Origin of the sequence: Croceibacterium mercuriale, from assembly GCF_000802385.1 — a bacterium.
Classification (GTDB): domain Bacteria; phylum Pseudomonadota; class Alphaproteobacteria; order Sphingomonadales; family Sphingomonadaceae; genus Croceibacterium; species Croceibacterium mercuriale.
This window is the reverse complement of sequence record NZ_JTDN01000001.1, coordinates 1459405-1484472: the sequence shown is the minus strand read 5'-3', so window position 1 is coordinate 1484472 and position 25068 is coordinate 1459405. Positions and strand designations below refer to the sequence as shown.

26 protein-coding genes are annotated in these 25068 nt (G+C 67.8%); 10 read left to right on the top strand and 16 right to left on the bottom strand.

Going from position 1 to position 25068, the window contains the following annotated elements:
- The first annotated feature begins 94 nt into the window (after positions 1-94).
- Together cobS and PK98_RS06835 are read left to right on the top strand one after the other, a co-directional pair.
- Positions 95-1069 carry a cobaltochelatase subunit CobS gene (cobS, locus tag PK98_RS06840; protein WP_039096360.1) on the top strand — a complete coding sequence of 325 codons (975 nt, stop codon included), beginning with the start codon at positions 95-97 and terminating at the stop codon, positions 1067-1069.
- A 43-nt stretch (positions 1070-1112) separates the two neighbouring features.
- Entirely contained in the window at positions 1113-3272 is a 2160-nt protein-coding gene (locus tag PK98_RS06835; protein WP_052208139.1) for a transglycosylase domain-containing protein, read from the top strand.
- 3 nt (positions 3273-3275) lie between these two features.
- Here the strand turns inward: PK98_RS06835 and truA are convergent, their stop codons facing one another.
- Complete coding sequence (gene truA, locus PK98_RS06830) at positions 3276-4025, bottom strand: tRNA pseudouridine(38-40) synthase TruA (protein WP_039095260.1); 750 nt, start codon at positions 4023-4025, stop codon at positions 3276-3278.
- 9 nt (positions 4026-4034) lie between these two features.
- Positions 4035-4940, bottom strand: a complete 906-nt coding sequence (gene fmt, locus PK98_RS06825) for a methionyl-tRNA formyltransferase (protein ID WP_039095258.1) — start codon at positions 4938-4940, stop codon at positions 4035-4037.
- A gap of 48 nt (positions 4941-4988) precedes the next feature.
- Between fmt and recR the strand changes: the two genes are divergently transcribed.
- A complete protein-coding gene (gene recR / locus PK98_RS06820; RefSeq protein WP_039095256.1) occupies positions 4989-5585 on the top strand; it encodes a recombination mediator RecR in 597 nt (198 codons plus the stop codon).
- Between the two features lie 50 nt (positions 5586-5635).
- Positions 5636-6202, top strand: coding sequence for a peptide deformylase (def, locus tag PK98_RS06815; RefSeq protein WP_039095254.1), 567 nt, complete (start codon positions 5636-5638; stop codon positions 6200-6202).
- 12 nt (positions 6203-6214) lie between these two features.
- Here def and PK98_RS06810 read toward each other — a convergent pair whose 3' ends face one another.
- On the bottom strand, positions 6215-7234 hold the full coding sequence (locus PK98_RS06810; RefSeq protein WP_039095253.1) for an SDR family oxidoreductase: 1020 nt from the start codon (positions 7232-7234) through the stop codon (positions 6215-6217).
- A 121-nt stretch (positions 7235-7355) separates the two neighbouring features.
- Between PK98_RS06810 and PK98_RS06805 the strand changes: the two genes are divergently transcribed.
- The gene (locus tag PK98_RS06805) at positions 7356-7745 is read left to right on the top strand and encodes a DUF1622 domain-containing protein (protein WP_235425417.1); all 390 of its coding nucleotides are present in this window, start codon (positions 7356-7358) and stop codon (positions 7743-7745) included.
- A gap of 39 nt (positions 7746-7784) precedes the next feature.
- Complete coding sequence (locus tag PK98_RS06800; RefSeq protein WP_039095251.1) at positions 7785-8663, top strand: EamA family transporter; 879 nt, start codon at positions 7785-7787, stop codon at positions 8661-8663.
- A 5-nt stretch (positions 8664-8668) separates the two neighbouring features.
- Here the strand turns inward: PK98_RS06800 and PK98_RS06795 are convergent, their stop codons facing one another.
- From PK98_RS06795 to PK98_RS06785, 3 genes are all read right to left on the bottom strand, one after another.
- Positions 8669-10243 (bottom strand): M56 family metallopeptidase, encoded by a 1575-nt coding sequence (locus tag PK98_RS06795; RefSeq protein ID WP_039095250.1) that lies wholly within the window; start codon positions 10241-10243, stop codon positions 8669-8671.
- Complete coding sequence (locus tag PK98_RS06790; RefSeq protein WP_039095247.1) at positions 10240-10626, bottom strand: BlaI/MecI/CopY family transcriptional regulator; 387 nt, start codon at positions 10624-10626, stop codon at positions 10240-10242. The genes PK98_RS06795 and PK98_RS06790 overlap by 4 nt, the downstream gene beginning before the upstream one ends.
- An 80-nt stretch (positions 10627-10706) precedes the next feature.
- Positions 10707-12368: a formate--tetrahydrofolate ligase gene (locus PK98_RS06785; RefSeq protein WP_039095244.1), complete on the bottom strand. Its 1662-nt coding sequence runs from the start codon at positions 12366-12368 to the stop codon at positions 10707-10709.
- 174 nt (positions 12369-12542) lie between these two features.
- On the opposite strand from PK98_RS06785, the gene PK98_RS06780 reads away from it, so the two are divergent.
- A complete protein-coding gene (locus PK98_RS06780) occupies positions 12543-13940 on the top strand; it encodes a DNA recombination protein RmuC (protein ID WP_152608618.1) in 1398 nt (465 codons plus the stop codon).
- A 17-nt stretch (positions 13941-13957) separates the two neighbouring features.
- Positions 13958-14662 (top strand): hypothetical protein, encoded by a 705-nt coding sequence (locus tag PK98_RS06775; protein WP_039095242.1) that lies wholly within the window; start codon positions 13958-13960, stop codon positions 14660-14662.
- On the opposite strand, the gene PK98_RS06770 is transcribed toward PK98_RS06775, so the two are convergent.
- From PK98_RS06770 to PK98_RS06740, 7 genes are all read right to left on the bottom strand, one after another.
- Complete coding sequence (locus PK98_RS06770; protein ID WP_039095240.1) at positions 14649-15473, bottom strand: TrmH family RNA methyltransferase; 825 nt, start codon at positions 15471-15473, stop codon at positions 14649-14651. The two genes, PK98_RS06775 and PK98_RS06770, sit on opposite strands and share 14 nt — an antisense overlap.
- A 34-nt stretch (positions 15474-15507) precedes the next feature.
- Entirely contained in the window at positions 15508-15786 is a 279-nt protein-coding gene (locus PK98_RS06765; RefSeq protein WP_039095238.1) for an HPr family phosphocarrier protein, read from the bottom strand.
- A 42-nt stretch (positions 15787-15828) separates the two neighbouring features.
- Positions 15829-16233 (bottom strand): PTS sugar transporter subunit IIA, encoded by a 405-nt coding sequence (locus PK98_RS06760; RefSeq protein WP_039095236.1) that lies wholly within the window; start codon positions 16231-16233, stop codon positions 15829-15831.
- Between the two features lie 85 nt (positions 16234-16318).
- Positions 16319-17227 (bottom strand): RNase adapter RapZ, encoded by a 909-nt coding sequence (gene rapZ, locus PK98_RS06755; protein ID WP_039095235.1) that lies wholly within the window; start codon positions 17225-17227, stop codon positions 16319-16321.
- A 4-nt stretch (positions 17228-17231) separates the two neighbouring features.
- Positions 17232-17687, bottom strand: a complete 456-nt coding sequence (locus PK98_RS06750; RefSeq protein WP_039095234.1) for an HPr kinase/phosphorylase — start codon at positions 17685-17687, stop codon at positions 17232-17234.
- The gene (locus tag PK98_RS06745) at positions 17684-19267 is read right to left on the bottom strand and encodes a stimulus-sensing domain-containing protein (RefSeq protein WP_039095233.1); all 1584 of its coding nucleotides are present in this window, start codon (positions 19265-19267) and stop codon (positions 17684-17686) included. The genes PK98_RS06750 and PK98_RS06745 overlap by 4 nt, the downstream gene beginning before the upstream one ends.
- On the bottom strand, positions 19260-20015 hold the full coding sequence (locus PK98_RS06740) for a response regulator transcription factor (protein ID WP_052208135.1): 756 nt from the start codon (positions 20013-20015) through the stop codon (positions 19260-19262). The genes PK98_RS06745 and PK98_RS06740 overlap by 8 nt, the downstream gene beginning before the upstream one ends.
- 354 nt (positions 20016-20369) lie before the next feature.
- Here PK98_RS06740 and PK98_RS06735 point away from each other — a divergent pair, with 354 nt between their 5' ends.
- A complete protein-coding gene (locus PK98_RS06735; RefSeq protein ID WP_039095231.1) occupies positions 20370-21980 on the top strand; it encodes a phosphoenolpyruvate carboxykinase in 1611 nt (536 codons plus the stop codon).
- A 33-nt stretch (positions 21981-22013) separates the two neighbouring features.
- Here PK98_RS06735 and PK98_RS06730 read toward each other — a convergent pair whose 3' ends face one another.
- Both PK98_RS06730 and PK98_RS06725 read right to left on the bottom strand, forming a co-directional pair.
- On the bottom strand, positions 22014-23588 hold the full coding sequence (locus PK98_RS06730) for a DUF1570 domain-containing protein (protein ID WP_081996067.1): 1575 nt from the start codon (positions 23586-23588) through the stop codon (positions 22014-22016).
- Positions 23589-23670: 82 nt separating this feature from the next.
- Positions 23671-24084: a DUF3597 domain-containing protein gene (locus PK98_RS06725; protein WP_039095229.1), complete on the bottom strand. Its 414-nt coding sequence runs from the start codon at positions 24082-24084 to the stop codon at positions 23671-23673.
- Between the two features lie 50 nt (positions 24085-24134).
- On the opposite strand from PK98_RS06725, the gene PK98_RS17155 reads away from it, so the two are divergent.
- Entirely contained in the window at positions 24135-24350 is a 216-nt protein-coding gene (locus PK98_RS17155; protein ID WP_162531628.1) for a hypothetical protein, read from the top strand.
- A gap of 18 nt (positions 24351-24368) precedes the next feature.
- Here PK98_RS17155 and PK98_RS06715 read toward each other — a convergent pair whose 3' ends face one another.
- A complete protein-coding gene (locus PK98_RS06715) occupies positions 24369-25025 on the bottom strand; it encodes an alpha/beta hydrolase (protein ID WP_039095226.1) in 657 nt (218 codons plus the stop codon).
- Between the last annotated feature and the right edge of the window lie 43 nt (positions 25026-25068).

Here is a 25068-nt window from a genome sequence, read left to right as displayed (position 1 = left end):
TTCGCTATCCATGGCCTGAGCAAAGCCGGTTGGCGGAGCCATTCCGGTTGCAGCGCAAAAGCCGCTTGTCTAGGCACATGGCAACATGAACCAGATGACCAGTTCCGCCCACGAATCCGGCACCGCGCTGCCCGCTCCGGACACCACCGTCAGTGTCCGCGAGGTGTTCGGCATCGATACCGACATGACCGTGCCGGCCTTCTCCCGCGCGGACGAGCGCGTGCCCGATACCGATGCGACCTATGTGTTCGATCCGGACACGACGCTGGCGATCCTGGCGGGCTTCGCCTTCAACCGGCGGGTGATGGTGCAGGGCTATCATGGCACGGGCAAATCGACCCATATCGAGCAGGTGGCGGCGCGGCTGAACTGGCCATGCATCCGCATCAACCTGGATGCGCATATCAGCCGCATCGACCTGATCGGCCGTGACGCGATCGTGCTGCGCGACGGGCTGCAGGTGACCGAATTCCGCGAAGGCCTGCTGCCCTGGGCGCTGCAGCACCCGGTGGCGCTGGTGTTCGACGAATATGATGCCGGTCGGCCGGACGTGATGTTCGTGATTCAGCGCGTGCTGGAGACGGAAGGCAAGCTGACCCTGCTGGATCAGAACCGGGTGATCCGCCCGCACGCGGGCTTCCGCCTGTTTGCCACCGCCAACACCGTCGGGCTGGGCGACACCAGCGGGCTGTATCATGGCACGCAGGCGATCAACCAGGGCCAGATGGACCGCTGGAACATCGTGGTCGGCCTGAACTACCTGTCGGCGGAAACCGAGCGGGCGATCGTCGGCGCCAAGACGAAGCTGGGCGACAAGCTGGTGGCTGACATGATCCGTGTCGCGGACATGAGCCGGCAGGGCTTCATGAACGGTGACATCTCCACGGTGATGAGCCCGCGCACGGTGATCACTTGGGCGCAGAATACGGAGATCTTCACCGATCCGGGCTTCGCCTTCCGCCTCAGCTTCCTGAACAAGTGTGACGAGGCCGAGAAGATGCTGGTGGCGGAATACTACCAGCGCGTGTTCGGCAAGGACCTGCCGGAAAGCGTCGTCGGCAAGGCCTGATTTGCTTCTCGCATCCGCTGTGTTGATCAGCTAATACAGCTCCATGGGATTGTGGCATCGGCTGACGGGCAGGGCGCAGCGGCGGGAGGATCCGCCGGCCTGGCGGGACCGCGAGGATGCGCCGTGGTCGCCGCTTTACGGCCTGGATGACGAAGACGAGCGCGACGATGGCTGGCGCGAGCCGCCGCGCCCGTTCGTGCCGGTTGCGGAACCTGCGAGTGTCGTAACGCCAGGTGGCCGCACCCGCGGCTGGTGGGTGCGGCACGGGCTGGCCGCCTCGCTGGCCGTGCTGATCCTGCTGATCGGGTGGCTGGCGGTCACCGCTCCCCTGTCCAAGAGCCTGCAGCCGATCGTGCCGCCGCAGATCACCCTGCTGGCGGCGGATGGCACGCCGATCGCCCGCAACGGCGCGAATGTGGATGCGCCGGTCGCCATCGCCGAGCTGCCGCCGCACGTGGTGGAAGCGTTCCTGGCGATCGAGGACAGGCGCTTCTACCAGCATTGGGGCATCGATCCGCTGGGCATCGCGCGCGCCGTGTGGGGCAACCTGACCAGCGGCCGGACGCAGGGCGGCAGCACCATCACGCAGCAGCTGGCCAAGTTCACCTTCCTCACGCCCGAACAGAGCCTGACCCGCAAGGGGCGCGAGGCGCTGATCGCGTTCTGGCTGGAGGCCTGGCTGAGCAAGGACGAAATCCTCGAGCGCTACCTCTCGAACGCCTATTTCGGCGACAACACCTACGGCTTGCGAGCCGCCTCCATGCATTACTTCCATCGCCATCCGGAACGGCTGACGGTGGCGCAGGCGGCGATGCTGGCCGGGTTGCTGCAGGCGCCGTCCCGCTACGCCCCCACCAAGAACTATGCCCTTGCGCGGGAGCGGATGGAGACGGTGGTCGGCGCGATGGTCGATGCCGAATACCTGACCGCCGCGCAGGGTGACGCACTGCGGGCGCCGCGGCTGGACGTGCGGGGCGCCAGGACGCTGCCGACCGGCACCTACTTCGCGGACTGGGCCTTGCCGCAGGCGCGACGGGTGGCATCGGCCGGCTACGCGCGGCAGACGCTGGTGACCACGCTGGACAGCCGGCTGCAGAACGCGGCCCGCCGTGCGGTGGAGCGGGCATCGCTGGGTAAGGCGCAGGTGGCGCTGGTGGCGATGCGCACCACGGGCGAAGTGGTGGCGATGATCGGGGGGCGCGATTATGGCGACAGCCCGTTCAACCGTGCGACCCAGGCCCGCCGGCAGCCGGGCTCCACCTTCAAGCTGTTCGTCTACCTGGCGGCGCTGGAGGATGGGTGGGAGCCGGAGGATCCGATCAGCAACCAGCCGATCACCGAAGGCAGCTACCGCCCGGGCAATTCGGGTGGACGCTATTCCGAGTTCATCTCGCTGGAGGACGCCTTCGCCCAATCCAGCAATGTCGCCGCGGTGCGCCTGCTGGGGGAGGTCGGGTCGGACCGGGTGATCGAGATGGCGCAGGATCTGGGCATCACCGGGCCTATGCCGGAAGGCGATCCGTCGCTGGCGCTGGGCACCACCACCGTGACGCTGCTGCAACTGACCGCCGCCTATGGCGGGGTCGCGGCCAACCGCTTCCCGGTGCAGCCGCGCGCCTTGCCGGTGGAGGAACGCGGCTGGCTGGGGCGGCTGTGGGACTGGCTGTTCAACCGGCCGGACAGCCTGAGCACGTACGAACATGGCGCAATGGAACAGATGCTGCGCGCCGCGGTCAATCGCGGCACCGGCCGTGCGGCGGTGCTGCAGGCGCCGAACTTCGGGAAGACTGGCACCACGCAGGACAACCGCGATGCGCTGTTTGTCGGCTATTCGGGCGATCTGGTTGTCGGCGTGTGGGTCGGCAATGACGACAACAGCCCGCTGCCTGGCGGCATGAGCGGCGGCGGCGTGCCCGCGCGCATCTGGCGCGACTTCATGCAGCAGGCGCTGGGAGAGCGGAGCGGCCCCGTGCGGCGCCGCGATGCCCCGGCACCGAACCCGAGCGGCCCGGTCCAGCCGCTCGACCTGCCGGATATCGGCGACGTTCCGTTGGGGGGCGAAGGCGGTCCGGTGCTGCGGCTGGACGATGGCGGCGCGGTGATCTCCAGCGATGTGGCCGGCATGCCGCTGGACCTGCGGCTGGACGAGAACGGCGTCAGCGTCAGCAGCGGACCGCCGCCGGAGCCCGCACCTGGCCTGTGACGATCAGCCCTCGTCCGGGTAGGTCGCGCGCACGAAGTACAGCCCCTGCGCCGGGGCGTTGAGGCCCAGCCGGCTGCGGTCGCGTGCGGCCAGCGCCTCTGCCACCTGCTCCTGCCGCCATTGGCCCAGGCCGACCAGCGCCAGCGTGCCGACCATGGAGCGGACCTGATGGTGCAGGAAGCTGCGCGCCGCAGCCTCCACCAGCACCCACTCGCCCTCCCGCCTTACGTCCAGCCGGTCGAGCGACTTCACCGGGCTGGCGGCCTGACAATGGGCGGAGCGGAAGGTGGTGAAGTCGTGCAGCCCGACCAGTGCCTGCGCCGCCTGGTGCATGGCGTCCGCATCCAGTGGCCGGGTCACCTGCCAGGCGCGGCCATGCTCCAGCGTCAGCGGCGCGCGGCGATTGCAGATGCGGTAGAGATAGGCGCGGCCGGTGCAGGAAAAGCGCGCATGCCAGTCGTCCGGTTTCGCTTCGCAGGCGGTCACTGCCACCGGCTGCGGGCGCAGCACGGCGTTAAGCGCCTGCATCAACCGGAACGGGGCGATCTCCTTGGCGATCTCCACATGGCTGCGCATTGCCAGCGCATGCACGCCGCTGTCGGTCCGGCCCGCGCTGTGCAGCACGACCGTCTCGCCGGTGACCTGCAGCACTGCCTCCTCCACCGCCTGTTGCACGCTGGGGCCGTGCGCCTGCCGCTGCAGGCCCATGAACGGGCCGCCGTCGAATTCCAGCGTCAGGGCGAAGCGCGTCACCTGTCGCCCCTATCGCAGTACCGTGCCCTGCGGGATGGAGCGCCCGCGCAGGAAGTCCGCCGCCGGCATGGCCGGGCGCCCCGCGCGTTGCACGATCGCGGGGCGCAGGGCGGCCTCGCCGCAGGCGACCGTCAGCTGATCGTCCACCACCGTGCCCGGCGCCGCATTGCTGGCCACGACATGCGCGCCAAGCACCTTGATCCGCTCGCCATCAAGCTCGAACCAGGCACCGGGAACAGGGGCGAAGGCGCGCACTTCCCGTTCCAGCAGTTCGGCCGGCTTGGTCCAGTCCAGCCGCGTCTCGGCCTTGTCGATCTTGGCGGCGTAGTTCGCCCCCAGCTCGTCCTGATCCTCCGGGCGCCAGTGCTGGTGATCGGCCAGAACCTCCACCAGCAGGTGCGCGCCGACCTCCGCCAGTTCGGCGAACAGCGCGCCGCTGGTCTTGTCCTCCACCGGCACGCGGGCCGTCGCCAGCATCGGCCCGGTGTCGAGCCCTTCGGCCATGCGCATGATGGTGATGCCGGTCACGGGATCGCCCGCCAGGATCGCGCGCTGGATCGGCGCGGCCCCGCGCCAGCGCGGCAGCAGGCTGCCATGCACGTTGATGCAGCCCAATGCCGGCACGTCCAGGATGGGGCGTGGCAGGATCAGGCCATAGGCGACGACCACGGCAACCTCCGGCTGCAGGGCGGCGAAGTCCGCCTGAGCTTCCGGATTGCGCAGGCTTTTGGGCGAGTGGACCGGAATACCCAGCGTCTCCGCCCGCAGCTGCACGGGTGAGGGACGGGGGGCCTTGCCGCGCCCGGCGGGGCGGGGCGGCTGGGTATAGGCTGCGACCACGTCGTGCCCGGCCTCCACCAGCGCGTCCAGCGTCGGGAGCGCGAAGTCGGGCGTGCCCATGAAGGTGATGCGCATCTGCCTGCCCCTTTGCGTTTGCCGGTGGCGCGCCCTATCTGCCGGTGGATGGCATCGCAAGAGATCGAGGCGCTGGCGGGCGCATTGGCGCGGCTGCCCGGCCTCGGCCCCCGCTCCGCCCGGCGCGCCGTGCTGTGGCTGGTCAAGCGGCGGGAAACCGCGCTGGTCCAGCTGGCCGAAGCGCTGGAGACGATGCGCCGCAGCCTGGTGGAATGCGGCACCTGCGGCAATGTCGATACGGTCACCCCTTGCGCCATCTGCTCCGACCCGCGGCGCGATGCGCGCCAGTTGTGCGTGGTCGAGGATGTGGCCGATCTGTGGGCGCTGGACCGCGCGCATCTGTTCACCGGCCGTTACCATGTGCTGGGCGGGCGCCTGTCCGCGCTGGACGGCATCCGGCCGGAGGATCTGAGCATCGGCCAGCTGCTCGACCGGGTGTCCGCCGGCGGCATCGAGGAGGTGGTGCTGGCCATGAACGCCACGCTGGAAGGTCAGACGACCGCGTACTACCTGGCGGAACGGCTGGAGGGCATGCCGGTGCGCCTGACCCAGCTGGCGCATGGCCTGCCGGTCGGGGGCGAGCTCGACTATCTGGACGAAGGCACGCTGGCGCAGGCGCTGCGTGCCCGGCGCTCGGTGCTGTAGGCGCTTGTCCCCTGATTGATTAGCGCCGCCGACCGGACTATCTGGGCGCCATGGCTATTCGTGAAATCGTGGAAGTGCCGGACGCCCGGCTGAAGCTCGTCTCCCAGCCGGTGGAGGCGTTCGACGACAGCTTGCGCACCCTGGTCGCTGACATGTTCGAGACGATGTATGACGCGCATGGCATTGGCCTTGCCGCCATTCAGGTGGGCGAGCCGGTGCGGGTGATGGTGATCGACCTGCAGGAGCCGGACCCGGATGCCGAAGGCGAGGAATGCGGCGATCACGGCTGCGGCCACGATCACCGCCCCACGAAGAAGAACCCACTCACCTTCATCAATCCGGAGATCGTCGAGGTCAGCGAGGAGCTGAGCGTCTACCAGGAAGGCTGTCTGTCCATCCCGGAGATCTACGGCGATGTGGAGCGGCCCGCCCGCTGCCGCGTGCGCTGGCAGGACCTGAATGGCGCGAACCATGAGCAGGAGCTGGACGGGCTGCTGGCGACCTGCCTGCAGCACGAGATGGATCACCTGAACGGCATCCTGTTCATCGACCATCTCAGCCGGCTGAAGCGCAACATGGCGCTCAAGAAGCTGGACAAGCTGCGCAAGGCTGCCTGATGCGGCCGGCCTTCACGCGCGTTTGAACCCGCGCGTCACGGCCCAGATCGTACCGGCGGTCAGCCCGCCGGCCACCCCGATCAGGGCCGCCGGATGGCGAGCCGCAATGGTGAAGATGCTGAAGCGGCGGCCATGCTGCCGCCCTTCCGTGGCCCCGTCATTCCCCTGCGGGGCGTACAGGTTGCCGGCCTTGTTGCCGACCGGCCGACTCGGGTCGGTCAGGACCGGCCCCATGGTGGTGGCGAGACGGTCGAACAGGTTCGGCAACATCGTGGCGGCCAGCACCTGCAGCTTGCCGGCGCCGCCCACCGTGACGGACCGGCGCGGATGGCTCACCGCATCCAGGATCGCCCGCGCGACCACCTCAGGCGCGTAGAGCGGTGGTGGCAGACGGCCGCTCTCGCCGGTGATGTTGCGGCCATGCTGCGGGAAGGGCGTGCCGATCGCGCTCGGCTTGATCAGCGTGACCGACACCGGATGGCCGTTCTTCAGCACCTCGATCCGCAGCGAGTCCGTAAAGCCCTTCACGGCGTGCTTGGACGCGTTGTAGGCGCCCAGGATCGGACTGGCCATGTCGCCATTGATCGATCCCACATTGATCAGCGCACCACCCTGCGGCCGGTTCTGCAGATGCCGCAGCGCCGCCAGCGACCCGTGCACCAGGCCCCAGTAATTCGTTTCGAACACCTGCCGGTGATCTTCCAGCGACAGTTCGGCCAGTTCGCCATAGGCGCCGGAACCTGCATTGTTGATCCAGCTGTCGAACCCGCCGAACCGCAGGATCGTTTCCTCGGCCAGCCGATCCACATCCTGCACCTGCGAGACATCGGTCACGACATATTCGGCCGTGCCACCCTTCTGTCGGATCCCGCCGACGGCGTGGCGCAGTGCATCCTCGTCACGGGCAGCGAGCATGACCCTGGCGCCGGCTTCCGCGGCCATCTGCGCAGTGGCCAGGCCATGGCCCGAGGTAGCTCCGGTAATGACGATGGTCTGTTCGGCGACCGACTTCAGCTTCGGCGTGGCTGGCATGGTGGTGTCCTGATGTGCGGATGTTCGCAGCGGAAACGGGGCGGCTGCCCGTAAGGTCCGGCTTTTCTCCGTGTGCCTGCAATCAGGCGGAACAAGCATCGGCAGCACCTATTTACTTCCCGTGCTGAGCGAAGCCTTCATGCTGAACACCGCCACCATCGTGGCGCAATGGTTCGAACTGGCCGGTATCGCCGCCATCATCCTGGGCGCGGTGCTGGCAACGGTGCAGTTCGGCCTCAGCCTGCTGCGTGGCCAGGTGCAGCGCGGGGCGGAGGGGCGCGATGGTGTCCTGCCAGCGTTCCGCCGCACTCTGGGGCGATCGGTGCTGACCGGGCTGGAGCTGCTGGTCGCGGCCGACATCATCCGCACCGTGGCGGTCGAGCCGACGCTGAACAGCGTCCTGGTGCTGGGCCTGATCGTGATCATTCGCACCTTCCTGTCCTTCAGCCTGGAGGTGGAGATCGACGGCAGGTGGCCGTGGCAGCAACGCAAGGACAGCGCCGCCGATTGATCCGTTGCATCACGCAGGCGCAGCATACAGGGACGGGCAATGAACCCCGATCGCACCGTCTTTGCCGCCGCGCTGGCGATCGTGGGATCGATCTGCTGCGTCAATCTGGGCGCGGCAATTGCCAAGGGCATGTTCGCCACGATCGGCTTCGAAGGCATCGTTGCGCTGCGCACCGCCATCGCCGCGCTGCTGCTCCTGCCGCTGGGCAAGCCATGGCGCGTACGGCTGAGCCGGGCGCAGTGGGGTTGGGTGCTGCTGTACGGCCTGACCATGGGCGCGATGAACCTGCTGATCTACTGGTCGTTCCTGTTCATCCCCATCGGGGTTGCGGTGGCGATCGAGATCACCGGGCCGCTCGTGCTGGTGCTGGCCGGCTCGCGCACGCTGGGCGACTGGCTGTGGGCCCTGGTGGCGCTGGTCGGTCTTGCCCTGCTGGTGCCGTGGACGGACCACTCCGCGGCGCTGGACGGGCGCGGCGTGGCGCTGGCGCTGGGGGCGGCGGCATGCTGGGCGGCATACATACTGTTCGGCAAGCAGGTCAGCCGCATCGGCGGGCAGCAGGTGGTGGCGCTGGGGCTCGGCATCGCCTGCCTCGTCACCGTCCCGATCGGGATAGACCATGCCGGCGCGGCGCTGCTGAACCCGTGGGTGCTGGCGGTGGGGATGCTGGTGGCCGTGCTGTCGAGCTGCCTGCCGTATCTGCTGGAAATGTTTGCGCTCGGCCGGCTGAGTCCGCGGCTGTTCGGCCTGATCATCAGCGCCGCCCCCGCCACCGCTGCGCTGGCAGGCTATGCCGTGCTGGGGGAGCGTCTGACGCTGCCACAGGGGATCGCCATCGCGCTGATGATCGCAGCCAGCGCGGGCGCGGCACTCACCGGGCGTCCGGCCGTGTCACGCCCGCGCGAGGATCTGAGCTGAATGGATCAGGTGCCGGCCTGCATGCCGGCGATCTCCGCATCCAGTTCGCGCAACACCTCGGCCCGCTGCTGCGCCGGCAGTTGCATGTTGCCGGCGATGGCAGCGCGCGCTCCGATGAGCGCACGACGGGCGGCGCGCAGGGCATTGGCCTCGATACTTGCCTCGGCACTGGCGGCTGTCACGGTAGGATCGGGACTGCCACACTCGATCGAGGCTGCCCCTGCGGTGGCGGCTTGCGAAGCGCACGCCTCAACCATGGCAAGCGCCGTGACATCCGCTGTCTGTCGCATGATCGCAGCGTGCATCGCGCCACCCTCCGCGAACTGCTGCTCGATATCGCTGGCCATGGCGGCGGCATCGCGCTCGATAGCGGCAGCGTCTGCCTCCGTGCTGGCGCCGTGCAGTGCCATCTGGCGGCCATATGCCTCCATCCGTGCGCCGAATGCGGCCCAGGCATCGCCCTCTTCTGCCGGGGCGGCATGGCTGGTGACCAGGATCTCCCCGTCATGCGCGGTATCCGGGTCGATGGAGTGGACCAGCGTCGGCAGATGCGGGTGCCGGGGTTGAGCGACCGGGGCAGGCGGGACGGCAGCAATCGGTCCGTCCTGCACCGCCGCATAGGAGATCGATGCGGTCAGCGGCAGCGCCAACGCACCTGCAGCGATCAGTGCCCGGCCGAGCAGCCGCTGCCGGCGGGAGGCCTCCGTACGGGTCAGGCTGCGCAGGCGTTGCACGATGGAGGCCTCGCCCAGCACCGGCCCGACCATTGGGCAGGCCAGCGCCGTGGGCAGCCCCCGCGGCGAGGCCGTGCGCTGGCCCGTGGCTATGCCGACGATCAGCGCGGCATAGCACGCCCGCTCGGCCCGGCCGCGGCCCGCCATCACCCGCGCATCGCACGCCGCCTCCTGATCCTGCCGCATGGCGTGCCAGCCGAACCATGCCAGCGGATTGCACCAGTGCAGCGCCAGCACCAGTTGCGCGGCCATGTTGGCGAGCAGGTCATGCGCGTGATGGTGGCTCAGCTCATGCGCGATGGCGAAGTCGCGGGCCTGCCGATCGGGCTGGTCCATGAAGCCGTCCGGCAGCGCCACGACCTTGTCCAGCACGCCGAAGGCGACCGGGCCATCGATCACCGGCGTCTCCAGCAGGCGGACCCGCCCGACCTTCCCGACCGTGCGCGCCCGTGCCAGCAGGGTGCGGCGCATCCGCCGGTACGTGACCACGCGCAGGACGACAAACCCGACTGCACCCGCCGCCCACAGGCCGAGCAGGATCACGACGAGGTACGAGGAGCCGGTCACGGCCGCCGTGTGCGGCATTGCGGCCGGCATCGGCATGGTCGGCGGGATCGCAAGACCGGGCGCCAAGGCTGGCGGCATCGGCGCCGCAGCCGGGGCCAGAACGGCAGGCAGGGTTACGGGCGGCAGCACCAGTCGCGCCAGTGGCAGAGCCCATAGCGCATAGGCAAGACCGGGCCCGAACTGCCGCGCCACCGGACGGCGCACCAGCAGGATGATCGCGATCAGCAGGCCGGTCCACATGGCTGTGTCGGCAAGCCATTCCACAAAGGCAGACATCATCGGCGCAGCTCCTGCAGCAGGCGTTCAATCTCGTTCAGGTCACGCTCGTCCAGCGCTTCTTCCCGCGCCAGATGCGCAAACAGGGAGGCGGCGCTGCCGCCGAACAGCCGATCCACCAGCCGACGGGACTCTCCGCCAACCCAGGTCTGTCGTTCCAGCAGCGGGGAATAGAGAAAGCGGCGGCCATCCGGCTCGGTCGCCACGGCGCCCTTGGTGACGAGTCGGGCCAGCAGGGTCTTGACCGTGGCCATGGTCCAGTCGCGCTGGACACAGACATGGTCGCACACCTCCACCGCGGTCAGCGGATGCCGCGTCCATAGCGCCTCCATCACCGCATGTTCCGCGTCGCTGATACGTTCAGGCTGGATGTCGGGGTCGGACACGGTGGCTCCTTCTTGTGACTACGCTTGTAGTCAAATCGACTACGGCTGTAAACACAAGAACGAGGCAGGCGCCAGCGCGCCTAGAACAGGCCTTCGATCTGTCCGTTCTCGTCCAGATGGATGCTTTCGGCGCTGGGTACGCGGGGCAGGCCGGGCATGGTCATGATCTCCCCGCATATCGCCACCACGAAACCCGCGCCGGCCGACAGGCGCACCTCGCGTACGGCGATCTCGTGCCCGACCGGCGCGCCTGTCGCGCCGGGGTCGGTGGAGAAGCTGTATTGCGTCTTGGCCATGCAGACGGGGAACTGGCCATAGCCCATCTCCTCCCATTGCTGCAGCTGCCTGCGCACCGGTTCAGTGATCGCCACGCTGCCCGCGCGATAGATTTCGGTGGCGACGGTCTCGATCTTCGCGGCCAGCTTCATGTCATCAGGGTATAGCAGCCTGAAATCAGGCGCATCCGCATCCGCCTTTTGCGCCACGATCCGGGCCAGCTCTTCGGCACCCGCGCTCCCCTCGGCCCAGTGGCGGCAGATGACGGCATCGGCGCCAAACTGCCCGGCCATTTCCTGGATGACGGCGAGCTCCTCGTCCGTGTCGGTGTCGAAGTGGTTGATGGCGATCGTCGGCGTCAGACCGAATTTCTGCACATTCTCGATATGCCGGCGCAGGTTCACGGCGCCGGCGCGCACGGCATCCGGGTTCGCCGCACTCAGATCCTTCTTCGCCACGCCTCCATGCATCTTCAGCGCACGCACCGTCGCCACCAGCACCACGGCCGCTGGCGCGAGCCCGCCCATGCGGCACTTGATGTCCATGAACTTCTCGGCGCCCAGGTCCGCGCCGAAGCCTGCCTCCGTCACCACGTAATCCGCCAGCGCCAGCGCGGTTCTGGTGGCAATCAGGCTGTTGCAGCCATGGGCGATGTTGGCGAACGGGCCGCCGTGCAGCAGCGCCGGATTGTTCTCCAGCGTCTGCACCAGATTGGGGAGGATCGCATCCTTCAGCAGCACTGTCATCGCCCTGTCGGCCTTGATGTCGCGACAGAACACGGGCGTCCGGTCGCGGCGGTAGCCGACGATGATGTCGCCCAGCCGCTGCTGCAGGTCGGCCAGATCCGCGGCGAGGCACAGGATGGCCATGATCTCCGACGCGACAGTGATGTCGAAGCCGGATTCGCGCGGGAAGCCGTTGGACACGCCGCCGAGCGGCCCGACGATCTGCCGCAGCGCGCGATCGTTCATGTCCAGCACCCGCCGCCAGGTTACCCGGCGCAAGTCGATCTCCAGCGTGTTGCCCCAGTATATGTGGTTGTCCAGCATCGCGCTCAGCAGGTTGTGGGCGGAAGTGATCGCGTGGAAGTCGCCCGTGAAGTGCAGGTTGATCTCGTCCATCGGCATGACCTGGCTCCTGCCGCCGCCGGCACCGCCACCCTTCACGCCGAAGCACGGGCCCAGGCTCGGCTCGCGCAGACATAACAGCGTCTTCCTGCCGATCCGGTGCAGCGCGTCGGACAGGCCGACGGAGGTCGTGGTCTTGTCTTCGCCCGCCGGTGTCGGGCTGATCGCCGTCACCAGGATCAGCTTGCCGCGCGGCTTCGTTGGTAGCAGGCCGACATCGATCTTCGCCTTGTACCGACCATAGGGGATCAGCGCTGCCTCCGGCACGCCGGCATGGCCTGCCACTTCCGCGATCGGCATCAGCGTGGCCTGGCGGGCGATCTCGATATCGGTCGGCATGAACTCTCCTGCGCAAGCTGCGGGGCGGGTTAGACGATGCCGGCCCATGTTTCGCAACCCTGACGGCTTCATGGTTGCGAATGACGTCCGCACCTGCGGCCCGCTGCTTGCCAGCGCCGGCACCCTCGGCTACGTTCCCCATGTGTTCTTGGGCTGAAGGGGTGTCGGGTGGATCTGCTTGCCGTGGTGCTGATCGTGCTGGCGCTGCTTGCCGGGCTGGCGGTCGGCTGGTTTGCCGGCGGGCGGCCGGCAGCTGACTGGCGGACGCGGCATGGCCAGCGGGAGGCAGAGGCAAAGGCCCTGGAGGAGAGATTTCGGCAGGCGATTGTCGATCTGGAAGGGGCCAGCGTTCGCGCGGCACGGGCGGATCAGCTCTCGGACATGCTCGACGTGACGCGCGAGGAGCTTGTGGTGCTGAAGACGCAGGCGGCCGGCTTTGCCGAGCAGAAGCGCCTGCTGGAAGAATCGCGCGACCGGCTGCTCAAGGAGTTCGAGCATACCGGTTCCGCCGTGCTGTCCCGCGCGCAAGACAGCTTCCTGGAGCGCGCGGCCGAGCGGTTCGGCCATGCGGAACGGTCCAGCGAGGCGAAGATCCGCGCCCTTCTGGAGCCGGTGGGGGAGCGGTTGCGCAGCTACGAACAGCAGGTCGAGACGCTGGAGCGCAACCGGGTGGATGCCTTCGGCCAGCTGACCGGCATGATCGAGGCAATGCGCGTTGGGCAGGAGGCGGTCCGCAACGAGGCGATGCGGCTGGGCAATGCGCTGACCAACGCGCCCAAGGCACGTGGCCGCTGGGGCGAGCAGCAGCTGAAGAACCTGCTGGAAAGCTGCGGCCTGGCGGAACACACCGATTTCCAGCTGGAACACTCCGTCACGGTGGAGGAGGGTCGGCTGCGACCCGACGCGATCGTGCGGATCCCGGGCGGCAAGCTGCTGGTGATCGACGCCAAGGTTTCGCTGAACGCCTATCAGGAGGCGTTCCATGCCGACACGGAGGAGGCCAAGCGCATCGCCATGACGGCGCATGTGCGGTCCATGAAGGCGCATGTGCAGCAGCTGGGCGCCAAGTCATACCAGAGCCAGTTCACCGATGCTCCCGACTACGTCGTGATGTTCGTGCCGGGCGAGCACTTCGTTGCCGCCGCGCTGGAGCATGATCCGGAACTGTGGGACTACGCTTTCGAGCGCCGGGTCCTGCTGGCGACGCCGACCAACCTGGTGGCGATCGCCCGCACCGTGGCGCAGGTCTGGCGACAGGATGCGCTGGCGCAGGAGGCGCGTGCGATCGGCACGCTGGCGGGCGACCTGTACGACCGCATCGCCGTTGCGGGCGAGCATCTCAAGCGGGTCGGATCCGGGCTGGAAAGCGCGGTCGGCAATTACAACAAGTTCGTCGGCAGCTTCGAACGCAACGTCCTCTCCTCCGCCCGCAAGCTGCGCGACAAGGGCGTGGAAATCGGCAAGCGGGAGGTGGACGAGGTGCCGCTGGTGGAAAGCGCGCCGCGGTACACGGCGGGCGATTGCCCGCCGGACGGGGAACCCGCACCAGCGCGGATGGTTGATCCTGCCTGACGGCGGGAGACGATCGGATGAGACTGGCGCTGGCCGCCCTTGCATTGCTGGCTGCGACCGCCGCCTGTCGTCAGGACGAGGCGCCTGCTGAAGCCATCGAGGAAACCGCCGAGAAGCTGATGGAGCCGGCCGCGCAACCCACGGCATTGGCCCGCGGCCAGTTCGCGCCGCATGATGATTGTGCAACCGTCACCGGCGCGGCGGCCTTCCGGTCCAGCCTGGCGGATGCCGTGCGGCGGCGTGACGCAGTCGCGCTGTCGGGGCTGGCGGCTCAGGACATCAAGCTGGATTTCGGTGGTGGGGGCGGCGTGGCGCAACTGCAGCAACGGCTCGCCGATCCGGAGCAGGCCCTCTGGACCGAACTGGAAGCCATGCTGCCGCTCGGATGCGCTGAGAACGAGCAGGGTGGGGTGACCATCCCGTGGATAGCCGATCAGGACCTGGGGCGCCGCGATCCGTTCTCCACCATGCTGGTGCTCGGTGAGAATGTGCCGGTACTTGCCGCACCCGCCGGGGACGCGCAGCGGCTGGGCGAAGTGTCTTGGGATCTGGTGCGGATCGCTGCGCTGCGGCCCGGTGCACCCTTCCAGCAGATCATGCTGCCGGACGAACGAACCGGCTTCATCGCCAGCGAAGCCCTGCGCAGTCCGGTGGACTACCGCCTGACCGCCTCCAGCCGCAACGGCAGGTGGAGCATCACCAGCTTGGTCAGCGGGGACTGATCGCCGTCTCGGGCGAAAGCTGCGCCAGCACTTCATAGGCCAGCACGGCCGCTGCAACGGCCGCGTTCAGGCTGTCCGCCGACCCACGCATCGGCATGGTGACGTGCATGTCGCACGCGCTCTCATACTCCGCCGGCAGGCCACGCGACTCGTTGCCGACCAGCACGAAGCAGGGTGCCTGGTATGTGGCGCCGCGATAGGGCTGCGATCCGAATGCCAGAGAGGCAGCCACCAGTTGCCCGTCACCTTGCCGCAGCCAGCCGCTGAACTCGTCCCAGCTCGCCTGGGCTAGGCTCTGCGTGAAGATCGCGCCCATGCTGGCGCGTACCGCCTCCACCCCGAACGGATCGGCGCAATCATCCAGCAGGATCAGCCCGCCGGCGCCGACCGCATCGCCCGTGCGCAGCATCGTGCCGAGATTGCCCGGATCGCGCAGCGCCTGGGCCACCAGCCAGATCGGCGCAGCGGCACGATCCAGTTGCGCGAGGCCGGTATCCCATTGCGCAAACACTCCGGTAACGGCCTGCGCATTGTCCTTGCCGGTGATCTTGCTCAGGATGTCGGCGCTGGTTTCGATCACCTCGCCCCCGGCAGCCAGCACGTCGGCTTCCAGCGCCTGCAGCAGCGGGTGCTCGTCGCGCCCCTCGGCCATCACCAGCATTTCCGGCAGGCGGCCATGCTCGCGCGCGTCGGTCAGCAGGCGCAATCCTTCTGCCAGGAAGCGCTGGTGCAGGCGGCGCTGCTTCTTGTCGCGCAACGAGCGCAGCAGCTTGACAGTGGGATTGGAGAAACCGGTGATCTGGCGACGCATGGGACTTCCGAGGTGTGACGAGGGGCCGACGAGGTCAATCCTCGCCGAAGCCGTCCTCGATCATGGCGACGAGTTGCGCCAGCCGTTCTTCCGCGGATTTGCCACTCACCTGCAACTGCACGCAATCGCCGCGCGCGGCGCCCAGCATCATCAGCCCCAGGATCGATCCGCCGGCAGCGCTGCCGCCATCCTTGCTGACGCGAACCTCGCTGCCTTCCATCTGGGCGACAGCTGACACGAACTTGGCGCTGGCGCGTGCATGCAGCCCGCGCTTGTTGACGATGGTGACCGCTGCCTCGACCTGTTCCGACATCCTTGTCTCCCTCACCGGCGCGCCCTTTGCGGGGCCGTTCGGTCAGGCATCCTGGCCCAAGAACTCGGACGCGACCGTGATGTAGTTGCGCCCTGCGTCCCGCGCCGCCGATGCCGCCGCTGACAGCGTCATATCCTTGCGCGCGCCTGCGAGTCGAATCAACATTGGCAGGTTGATGCCCGCGATCACCTCGGTCTTGCCCCGCTGCAGCAAGGAAATCGCCAGGTTCGACGGCGTACCGCCGAACAGGTCGGTCAGCAGCACCACGCCATTGCCGCTATCCACCGCCTTGATCGCCCGGGCGATGTCCTTGCGGCGTTGTTCCATGTCGTCGCTTGGGCCGATGCACACAGTTGCCACGTCGACCTGCGGGCCGACGACATGCTCCATGGCGTGGACGAACTCATCGGCCAGGCGGCCATGAGTGACCAGGATGATCCCGATCATGTTGCAGTGCGATCCTTGTTATGGTCAGCCATCGAAGCCCGCGAGGCAGCGACCAAGCTGTTGTTTCGCAACCATGTGGTGTGCATCATGCCCTGTCCGGCCCTTCCAGCAGCGCGGCCCCGCGCCCCGCCAGGTTGCGGTGCAGCACAGTGGGCGAAAAGCCGTCTGCGCGCAAGCCTGCGGCGATGCGCTCTGCCGTATAAACCGATCGGTGTTTCCCTCCGGTACAGCCGACGGCGATGCTGACATGGCTCTTGCCACGGGCCGCATATCGAGGAAGCAGGTCGGCAAGCAGTTCCACGATGCGTGTCAGGTTCGGCGCAAAGCCCGGATCGCGTGCGATATACGCTCCCACCGCTTCATCCAGTCCGGTCCGCTCGCGCAGGTCTGCCTCCCAGTGCGGATTGTCCAAGAACCGCATGTCGAACACCAGATCGGCAATGGGTGGCATGCCGCGGGCAAAGCCGAAGGAGGTGAGGGTCACGGCCATTTCATGTGGGGCCGATGCGCTGAACAGTTCCCGAATGCGGAACTGCAGGTCGTTGCTGTTAAGGTCGGTCGTGTCGATCAGCATGTCCGCCCAGTCCCGCAGGGGAGCGAGCAGTTCCCGCTCCGCCGCGATGGCCGCGGTGACCGGTAGGTCCTGCGCCAGGTGGTGCCGCCGGCGTGTCTCGTTGTAGCGGCGCACCAGTTCGGACGACCGACAGTCCAGGAACAGCGACGCCAGCTGCGTATCGCCGCGCTGGCCGAGCGCCGCGGCGCGGGCGATGACCTCGGCCGGCAGGAAACCGCGCGTGCGGCTGTCAAAACCGATCGCCAGTGCCTCTCCTGAACCATCGCCATCCACCAGACGGTCGAGCAGCCGGATCGGGAAATTGTCGATCGCCTCCCAGCCCAGATCCTCCAGCTCGCGCAAGGCCGTGGTCTTGCCGGCGCCCAGCAATCCGGTGAGCAGCAGCAAGCGGCGGGGCGGTACAGGCGAGTCGGTGGCCATCGGCTCAGGCCTCTGCGCCTCCCGCCGGCGCTTGTGAAGCCGGCAGGCCATATTGCCGCAATGCCCATTCCGCGCGCAGCGGCAGCGCGGGCGTGTCCGGCCACAGGCGGATCAATGGCAGGCCGGCGCCATGACGTGCGACCTGTTCAGCCTGCTCGACATAGCGCTGTGCCGTGGGGTCGAGCCGCACCACCAGGGCGATCCACGCGGACGCGGCGGGCAGGGTGACAAGCCCGATATTGCGCACCTCCAGCAGCCCGGCCGTGGCGGCCGGTGGATGCGCCCACAGACGACCTTGGGTCAGCGTCAGCCGGACACCGTCATCCCCCACCAGGCCTGCGCCCCGGTCGATCAGCGCCAGCGCCAGGCTGGACTTGCCGCTGCCCGGCGGCCCTTCGATCAGCAGCCCGCGCCCGCCGATCGCCACGCAACTGGCCTGCCACGAGCCGCCATTGCTCATGCCGCGGGCAGGTCCAGCACCAGGCAGGCGCCACCTGGCTGCTCCGGCAGGTTCGGATCCGCCACGCGCAGCGATCCGTCATGCGCCTCCGCAATTGTACGGGCGATGGCGAGCCCAAGGCCGCTGTGATCGCCGAACCCTTCTTCTTCCGGCCGGACCGAGTGGAAGCGGGCAAACACCTTCTCGCGACGCTCCGGCGGGATGCCCGGCCCTTCGTCACAGATCGTGGCGATCACCCGGTCGTCATGCCCGGCAACCGTCACCGTGATCCGGCCGCCCGGTGGCGAGAAGGACACGGCGTTGTCCAGCAGATTGTCCAGCACCCGTTCCAGCCGCAGCGGCACGCCCAGCACGATGGCGGGCCGGCCCTCGCGCTCCACCTGCACCCGGCAGTCGCGATTGTGCTGCCGGTCCTGCCGGGCACGCACCAGATGTTCGGTCAGGGTGGCAAGATCGATCGCCTCGAACGTTGCCCGGCTCAGTTCCGCGTCGATCCGGCTGGCCTCCGCGATCTCCGTCACCAGCCGGTCGATCCGGCGCACGTCATGCGCGGCGATGTCGATCAGTTGCGTACGCAGGTCCGGGTCGCTGACGCGCTGCAGGCTGTCGACGGCGCTGCGCAGCGAGGCGAGCGGGTTCTTGATCTCGTGCGCGACATCTGCGGCGAAGGTTTCGACCGCGTCGATCCGCAGGCGCAGCGCGGCGGTCATGTCGGAGACGGCCCGGGCCAGCACGCCGAGTTCGTCCCCCCGCGCGCCCATGCGCGGCACCTCCACGTCACGCTCCCGCCCCAGCCGCACGCGCACCGCCGCCCGGCTGAGCCGGCGCAGCGGGTCGATGATGGTGCGCGCCAGGTACAGCGACAGGAAGAAGGAGATCACCAGCACCACGGCGATGATCAGCAGCAGCTGACTGCGTGCGGAGCGGACCGTCAGCGTGATGTCGCGGGCATTGCGGGTGGTCAGCAGCGTCGCCCCGCGCAGGCCGACCGGCGCAGCGGCAGTGATCACGGGGGTGCGGTCCGGCGCATGGCGCAGCTCGATCTGGGTCAGGCCCTGCTGCCGCGCGCGGGCGACTTCCGGCCAGGCATCGGCCAGCGGCTGGGTGGGCTCCGTGTAGGGCGGTGATCCCCGTGCTCCGGTCAGAAAATCCACGGTGGCATCCATCCAGCGGGCGACATCCTCCGGCCACGGGTCGGCCGCCGGATCGTTGAACCGGAAGGATGGCGGCGCCAGCGCGAAGCTGTCCGCCGTCAGCGTGCCGTCCCGGTCGAAGATGCGCAGGCGCATGTTCTGCTCCTTGCCGATCTGGATCAGCAGCGCCTTCTGCCGCTCCGCCGTGGCCCCGGCCAGCGCCTCCGCCGTGATCTGCGCCTCGATCCGCGCCAGCTTGTAGCGTTCGTCCAGCAATTGCCGGCGGTATGAATCGAGCAGGAACAAGCTGCCGCCCAGCGCCACCAGCGGGATCAGGTTGACCGCGAGGATGCGGGTAGTGAGCGAGATGGTACTCCGAAACCGCCCGGCATGCTGCGCCCGCCCGGTGGGACGGAGCGAACGGTCCTCCAGATCCGCGTCAGCCATCGGCGAAGCTGTAACCGGCGCCATACAGGGTTTCGATGGCGGAGAATTCGGGATCCGAAACCCGGAACTTGCGGCGCAGACGCTTGATGTGGCTGTCGACCGTACGGTCATCCACGAAGACGTCGTCGGGGTAGGCCGCATCCATCAGCTGGTTGCGGCTCTTGATCACGCCCGGCCGCTGCGCCAGCGCTTCCAGGATCAGGAACTCGGTCACGGTCAGGGAAACCGGCAACCCGGCCCAGGTCACACGATGGCGCGACGGGTCCATCTGCAGCCGGCCACGTTCCAGCATCGGCGCGGCCGGCTGGACGCTCTCGGTCGCGACCTGCTCCCCCACGCTGCCGACTTCCCCCAGCGGCGCGGCACGGCGCAGGATGGCGCGGATACGCGCCAGCAGCAGCCGCTGGCTGAACGGCTTGGCGATATAATCGTCCGCGCCCATGGCGAGGCCGGCCTCCTCGTCCTGTTCGTCATCCCGGCTGGTCAGGAAGATCACCGGCAGGTCGGACGTCTCGCGCAGACGCCGCAGCAGCTCCATTCCGTCCATCCGCGGCATCTTGATGTCGAACACGGCAAGGTCAGGCGGATTGTCGGTCAGCGCGCGCAGGGCGGCTTCCCCATCGGAATACAGCCGGGTGGCATAACCTTCCGACTGCAGCGCGATCGACAGGGTCGTCAGGATGTTCCGGTCATCATCCACCAGGGCAATGGAGCGCCGGGTTTCGGCGATGGCTGGTGGCGGAGTCATGGCGCTGGTCGGGTCTCTTCTGGTGAGCAGATGCGAACCCGATGGAGCCTAGGGGCAGGGCGCCCGGACGGCAATGCTTGCAGGTCCTGCAACATGGATCGGACCACACCGGAATGACCACCGGTGTCATGAAAAAGTGGCTGTTTTGCGGGATTTATCAGACATGGATCAACTTTGCTTCTGGTGCTTTCCTGCGTGACTTTCCCCGTCTGATCGTCAATGCATCACGGCGTGTGACGGGGATCCCCGACCACCTTGGCGCGATGCACGACGCTGTGGGGACGGGGTACACACAACCATGTCTGCGGCCTGGGTGCCGCAGGATGATCGCAGGCCCAAAAGGGAGAATTCGTAGTGACAGCCACCTTGTCGTTCCCGCTTTCGCAGCAGGGGATAACCACCGACGCCACCATCCATGCCAATCTGGGCACCGCCGCGCTGGTGGAACAGGCCGTCATGCGGGGCGAAGGCCGGCTGGCCAAGGACGGGCCCCTGGTGGTCGAGACCGGGCGCCACACCGGCCGGTCCGCCAAGGACAAGTTCCTGGTCCGCGATGCGGAGACGGAAGATACGGTCTGGTGGGGCAAGGTCAACAAGGCCATGAGCGAGCAGCATTTCGCCGCGTTGAAGGCCGATTTCCTGGCCGCGCTGGCGGACAAGGAAGAGCTGTTCGTGGCCGACCTGTTCGGCGGTTCGCAACCGGAATACCGCGTCAACGTGCGGGTCATCAACGAACTGGCGTGGCACAACCTGTTCATCCGGACGCTGCTGGTACGGCCCAAGGCGGACGAACTCGAAGGTTTCGCCCCTGACTACACGATCATCGACCTGCCCAGCTTCCGCGCGGATCCGGAACGGCACGGCTGCCGCACGGAGACAGTGGTGGCGGTCAACGTCACCGAGAAGCTGATCCTGATCGGCGGCACGGCCTATGCCGGCGAGATGAAGAAGAGCGTGTTCGGCATCCTCAACTATCTGCTGCCGGCACAGGGCGTGATGCCGATGCATTGTTCCGCCAATGTCGGGCCGGACGGGCGCACTGCCGTGTTCTTCGGCCTGTCGGGCACCGGCAAGACGACGCTGTCGGCCGATGCCAGCCGCACGCTGATCGGCGATGACGAGCATGGCTGGTCCGACACGGCGGTCTTCAACTTCGAAGGCGGCTGCTACGCCAAGATGATCCGCCTGTCGGAAGAGGCGGAGCCGGAGATCTTCGCCACGACCCGCAGGTTCGGCACGGTGCTGGAAAACGTGGTGATGGATCCGGATACGCGGGTGCTGGATTTCGATGACAACAGCCTCGCGGAAAACAGCCGGGGTGCATACCCGATCGAATTCATTCCCAACTGCTCGGCCGAGAACCTCGGCCCGGTACCTTCGAATGTGGTGATGCTGACGGCGGATGCATTTGGCGTGCTGCCCCCCATTGCACGGCTGACCCCCGATCAGGCGATGTACCACTTCCTGTCGGGCTACACCGCCAAGGTCGCGGGTACGGAGATCGGGGTGACGGAGCCGGAGGCGACCTTTTCCACCTGCTTCGGTGCGCCCTTCATGCCGCGACACCCCAGCGTCTATGGCAATCTGCTGAAGGAGCGGATCGCGCGGGGCGGCGTGCAGTGCTGGCTGCTCAACACCGGCTGGACCGGTGGCAAGTATGGCGTGGGCAAGCGGATGCCGATCAAGGCAACGCGGGCGCTGCTGAACGCGGCACTGGACGGATCGCTGAACGATGCCGAGTTCCGCAAGGATCCGAATTTCGGGTTTGACGTGCCGGTCAGCGTGCCGGCCCTGGCCGCAGCCGGCATCGACCAGACGATCCTGGATCCGCGTGCCACCTGGGACGACAAGGATGCCTATGATGCGGCCGCCGGCAAGCTGGTGCAGCTGTTCGTCGACAACTTTGCCGATTTCGAGGCGCATGTGGACGAGAGCGTCCGGCAGGCTGCCCCGCAACCAGCATGACCGGCCGGGCGGGGACGTGATGACGGCCCCCGCTCAGTCCTCCGTCGAAGTGTCCGCCGCGTCGGCGCCTGCTATGGCTGTCTCCGCCGCTGTCGGGGCCCGCATGGCGGCCATCAGCGGGTCCATTCCGATGATGGTGCCATCCTCCCGATCGGCCAGATAGGTCAGCAGGCGGCCCGCCGCGATTGAGCGACCGCCGCCATGCGGCGCGAAGGCGACCGGCTGCAGCGTCAGCCGCGCCGGCTCCAGCCGCCCGTCGCTCGCCTGCTGCAGCGCAGCCATCATCCGCAGGTCCTGATCGTAGGGCGCCAGTTCCAGCGCCCGCTCCAGCGCCTGGATCGCCAGTTCGCTGGGCTCCTCGCCCCGTTCGCGATAGCTGCGGTACAGGTAGATCAGCGGCAGGGTATGATCGTTCTCCAGCCGGTTCAGCGCACGGAATGGCTCCATCGCCGCGTGGTAGGTGGCCGCCGCATTGTCGCTCCCTTCCGCCTGCCGGAACAGCGCGAAGCCTTTCTGCACATAGGCGTTCACCTGCGTCGGATCGGCTGCGAGCGCCGCATCCGCGGCGACGATCGCCTCCGCCGTGTTGCCGGCATCGAACTCCGCCTCCGCCAGCGCGGCCTGCACGGCGGCGTCATCCGGGAAGCTGGCGGCGACCGCCCGGATCTTCGGCAGCAGCTCTAGCGCCTCCTCCCGCGAAACACCCCGCTTCGATACCATCCGCAACGGCATCACCGCAGCTTCGCCGGCGCTCAGCGGCCTGATCGTGATCGGCGATCCGGACAGGTCGGTCAGCTGGAACTGGTTGATACGACGGCCATGGAGGTAATCGTCCAGCTCGTCTTCCAGCACGGCCAGGTCGCCGAAAGCCTCCCGCCCGGCCTGCAGGCTGGGTGTGCCGGAGGTCAGCTTGGCCCAGTAGCTGGACAGCTGGCCCCTGCGGGCATCGGTAAAGATGAGGAAGTGGTACAACAGCCATGCGCGTCCGTAATAGGCATCATAGCCCCGGCCGCGCCCTTCCTGGTACAGCCTGTCGTCGAGCAGCCGCTCGACCGACACCTCGGCGGCATTGAACAGCTCGCCCGCCCGGTGCATCGCCGCCGTGCCGATCAGGACACTGCCATCGCGGTTGAACTTGGCCGAGGCGTAGAACTCCGCCGCGCCTTCGGACAGCCAGCGCGGCATGGCGTGGTTGCCGGTCGAGATCAGCAGGTGATGGGCGTATTCGTGCAGCAGGACGGTCTGCGAGAAGTCCGTGGCGCTCCCGCGCGAGGTGATCCGTGGTACGAAGGCCAGCGACCCGCTGGCACGCGGCATGTAGAACCCGGCCACGAAGCGGCTTTCATCGCGGCTCAGCCGCCGGATCTCGCGCATGTCGCCGACGACGTAGATCGTGATCCGGCTGGACGGGCTGGGTACCGCGACGCTGCGGCCGGAAACCTTCTCGACCGCGCTGTGGTAGAGTTCCAGCTCGTCGGCAAACTCCCGCAGCGTCGTTTCGCGGGTATCGGCATAGACGACGAAATGATCGCTGGCTGCCTCCAGCCAGCGCGCCTGTGCCGCATCCGACCAGCACGCCAGCAGCAATGTCAAACCCAGCAATCGCATCCCGACTCCCCCAAGCCGCCTGTCCCTGGCGCACAGGCTAGGACAGGTACGGCCCGCAGGGCAAGGTGTCGGGAAGGACGGATCAGTCGGTCAGCGCAGCCGGCACCTTGCCGCCGTTCTTCGCCAGTTCGCGCATCACCCGCTTGTGCAGCGCGATGTTCTCCGCCGCTTCGCCCGAATAGTCGGTGTCGCCCAGTTCACCGGCCAGTTCCTTGCGGTTGGCAAAGCTGGAGTCGATATCGAGCAGCTTCAGCAGATCGACGATTGAGCTGCGCCAGTTCAGCCCATCCGCACCGTCCATCGCGGACAGACGCGCCTCGACATCGACCTCGCTGAGCGCTGCGGCGGGAGCAGCGGCCGGCGCCGCAGGACGTGGCGCAGCGGGCGCGGCCTGAGCAGCCGGACGGGGCGCTGCCGCCGGCTGGGCGGGTGCAGCCGCCTTCTTCTCGGGCTTCTTGCCCAAGATCGCGTCGGTGATCTTCTGAAAAATGCCCAAGGCTTGTCTCCTCCGCCTGCGCAGGCTGCGCGGCTTTGGATCGGCAATGGGTGGCTGGCCTGCGGGTTCCGCCCGTGGCGACAAGCCGCTACAGCCGGGCGATGGACTTCGTGCTGTCTCTTACGATGCTGGCCGCCATCGCGCTGGTCATCGGCGCCGCCTGGCTGCGGCGCCGCGGCGGCGCCACCCGGCAGATGTGGCTGATGCTGGTGCTGGCGGGGGTGATGCTGGCCAATGTCGCCATCTGGTCGCTGCCCCCGCCATGACCGGCCGACCGGCCGCCATCAGCGGATGGTGCAGGCCGGGTCCAGCCGGAAGTCGAGATAGCGCTTCACGGAGGCCATCAGCTCCTCCTGCTCGTTCTCGAAGAAGTGGTTGGCCCGGGGGATTTCCTCGTGATGGATGGTGATGTGCTTCTGGGTCCGCAGCTTGTCGACCAGCTTCTGCACCGAATTGGGCTGCACCACCGTATCCGCGGTCCCCTGGATGAAGATGCCGCTGGCGGGGCAGGGCGCCAGGAAGGAGAAGTCGTACATGTTGGCCGGCGGCGCGATCGAGATGAAGCCGCGGATCTCCGGCCGGCGCATCAGCAGCTGCATGCCGATCAATGCACCGAAGCTGACGCCGGCGACCCAGGTGGTCTGCGCCTCGGGATGGACCTGCTGCACCCAGTCGAGCGCGCTGGCAGCATCGCTCAGCTCGCCGATGCCATTGTCGAAGCTGCCCTGGCTGCGACCCACGCCGCGGAAGTTGAAGCGCAGCGTCGCGAAGCCACGATCGGCAAAGGTCTTGTACAGGCGCTGCACGATCCGGTCGTTCATGGTGCCGCCACCCTGCGAATGCGGGTGCAGGATCATGGCGACCGGCGCCCGCGGACGGGTGGCGGGGGAGAAGCGGCCTTCGAGGCGGCCTTCGGGGCCGGGGAAGATAACGGATGGCATCTTTGGCAGGACTCTCGTGCTTGGTTTGGCGGCTGGATCGCGA

Coding starts and splice junctions, on each gene's coding strand:
- def (WP_039095254.1), top strand. CDS start 5,636: ATGGCTATTCGTGAAATCGTGGAAGTGCCGGACGCCCGGCTGAAGCTC.
- PK98_RS06785 (WP_039095244.1), bottom strand. CDS start 12,368: ATGCCGACCGATATCGAGATCGCCCGCCAGGCCACGCTGATGCCGATC.
- rapZ (WP_039095235.1), bottom strand. CDS start 17,227: ATGGCCACCGACTCGCCTGTACCGCCCCGCCGCTTGCTGCTGCTCACC.
- PK98_RS06810 (WP_039095253.1), bottom strand. CDS start 7,234: ATGCCAGCCACGCCGAAGCTGAAGTCGGTCGCCGAACAGACCATCGTC.
- PK98_RS06765 (WP_039095238.1), bottom strand. CDS start 15,786: ATGTCGGAACAGGTCGAGGCAGCGGTCACCATCGTCAACAAGCGCGGG.
- PK98_RS06795 (WP_039095250.1), bottom strand. CDS start 10,243: ATGATGTCTGCCTTTGTGGAATGGCTTGCCGACACAGCCATGTGGACC.
- recR (WP_039095256.1), top strand. CDS start 4,989: ATGGCATCGCAAGAGATCGAGGCGCTGGCGGGCGCATTGGCGCGGCTG.
- PK98_RS06750 (WP_039095234.1), bottom strand. CDS start 17,687: ATGAGCAATGGCGGCTCGTGGCAGGCCAGTTGCGTGGCGATCGGCGGG.
- PK98_RS06740 (WP_052208135.1), bottom strand. CDS start 20,015: ATGACTCCGCCACCAGCCATCGCCGAAACCCGGCGCTCCATTGCCCTG.
- PK98_RS06770 (WP_039095240.1), bottom strand. CDS start 15,473: ATGCGTCGCCAGATCACCGGTTTCTCCAATCCCACTGTCAAGCTGCTG.
- cobS (WP_039096360.1), top strand. CDS start 95: ATGACCAGTTCCGCCCACGAATCCGGCACCGCGCTGCCCGCTCCGGAC.
- PK98_RS06775 (WP_039095242.1), top strand. CDS start 13,958: ATGAGACTGGCGCTGGCCGCCCTTGCATTGCTGGCTGCGACCGCCGCC.
- PK98_RS06760 (WP_039095236.1), bottom strand. CDS start 16,233: ATGATCGGGATCATCCTGGTCACTCATGGCCGCCTGGCCGATGAGTTC.
- PK98_RS06715 (WP_039095226.1), bottom strand. CDS start 25,025: ATGCCATCCGTTATCTTCCCCGGCCCCGAAGGCCGCCTCGAAGGCCGC.
- fmt (WP_039095258.1), bottom strand. CDS start 4,940: ATGCGCATCACCTTCATGGGCACGCCCGACTTCGCGCTCCCGACGCTG.
- PK98_RS06800 (WP_039095251.1), top strand. CDS start 7,785: ATGAACCCCGATCGCACCGTCTTTGCCGCCGCGCTGGCGATCGTGGGA.
- PK98_RS06745 (WP_039095233.1), bottom strand. CDS start 19,267: ATGGCTGACGCGGATCTGGAGGACCGTTCGCTCCGTCCCACCGGGCGG.
- PK98_RS06730 (WP_081996067.1), bottom strand. CDS start 23,588: ATGCGATTGCTGGGTTTGACATTGCTGCTGGCGTGCTGGTCGGATGCG.
- PK98_RS06835 (WP_052208139.1), top strand. CDS start 1,113: ATGGGATTGTGGCATCGGCTGACGGGCAGGGCGCAGCGGCGGGAGGAT.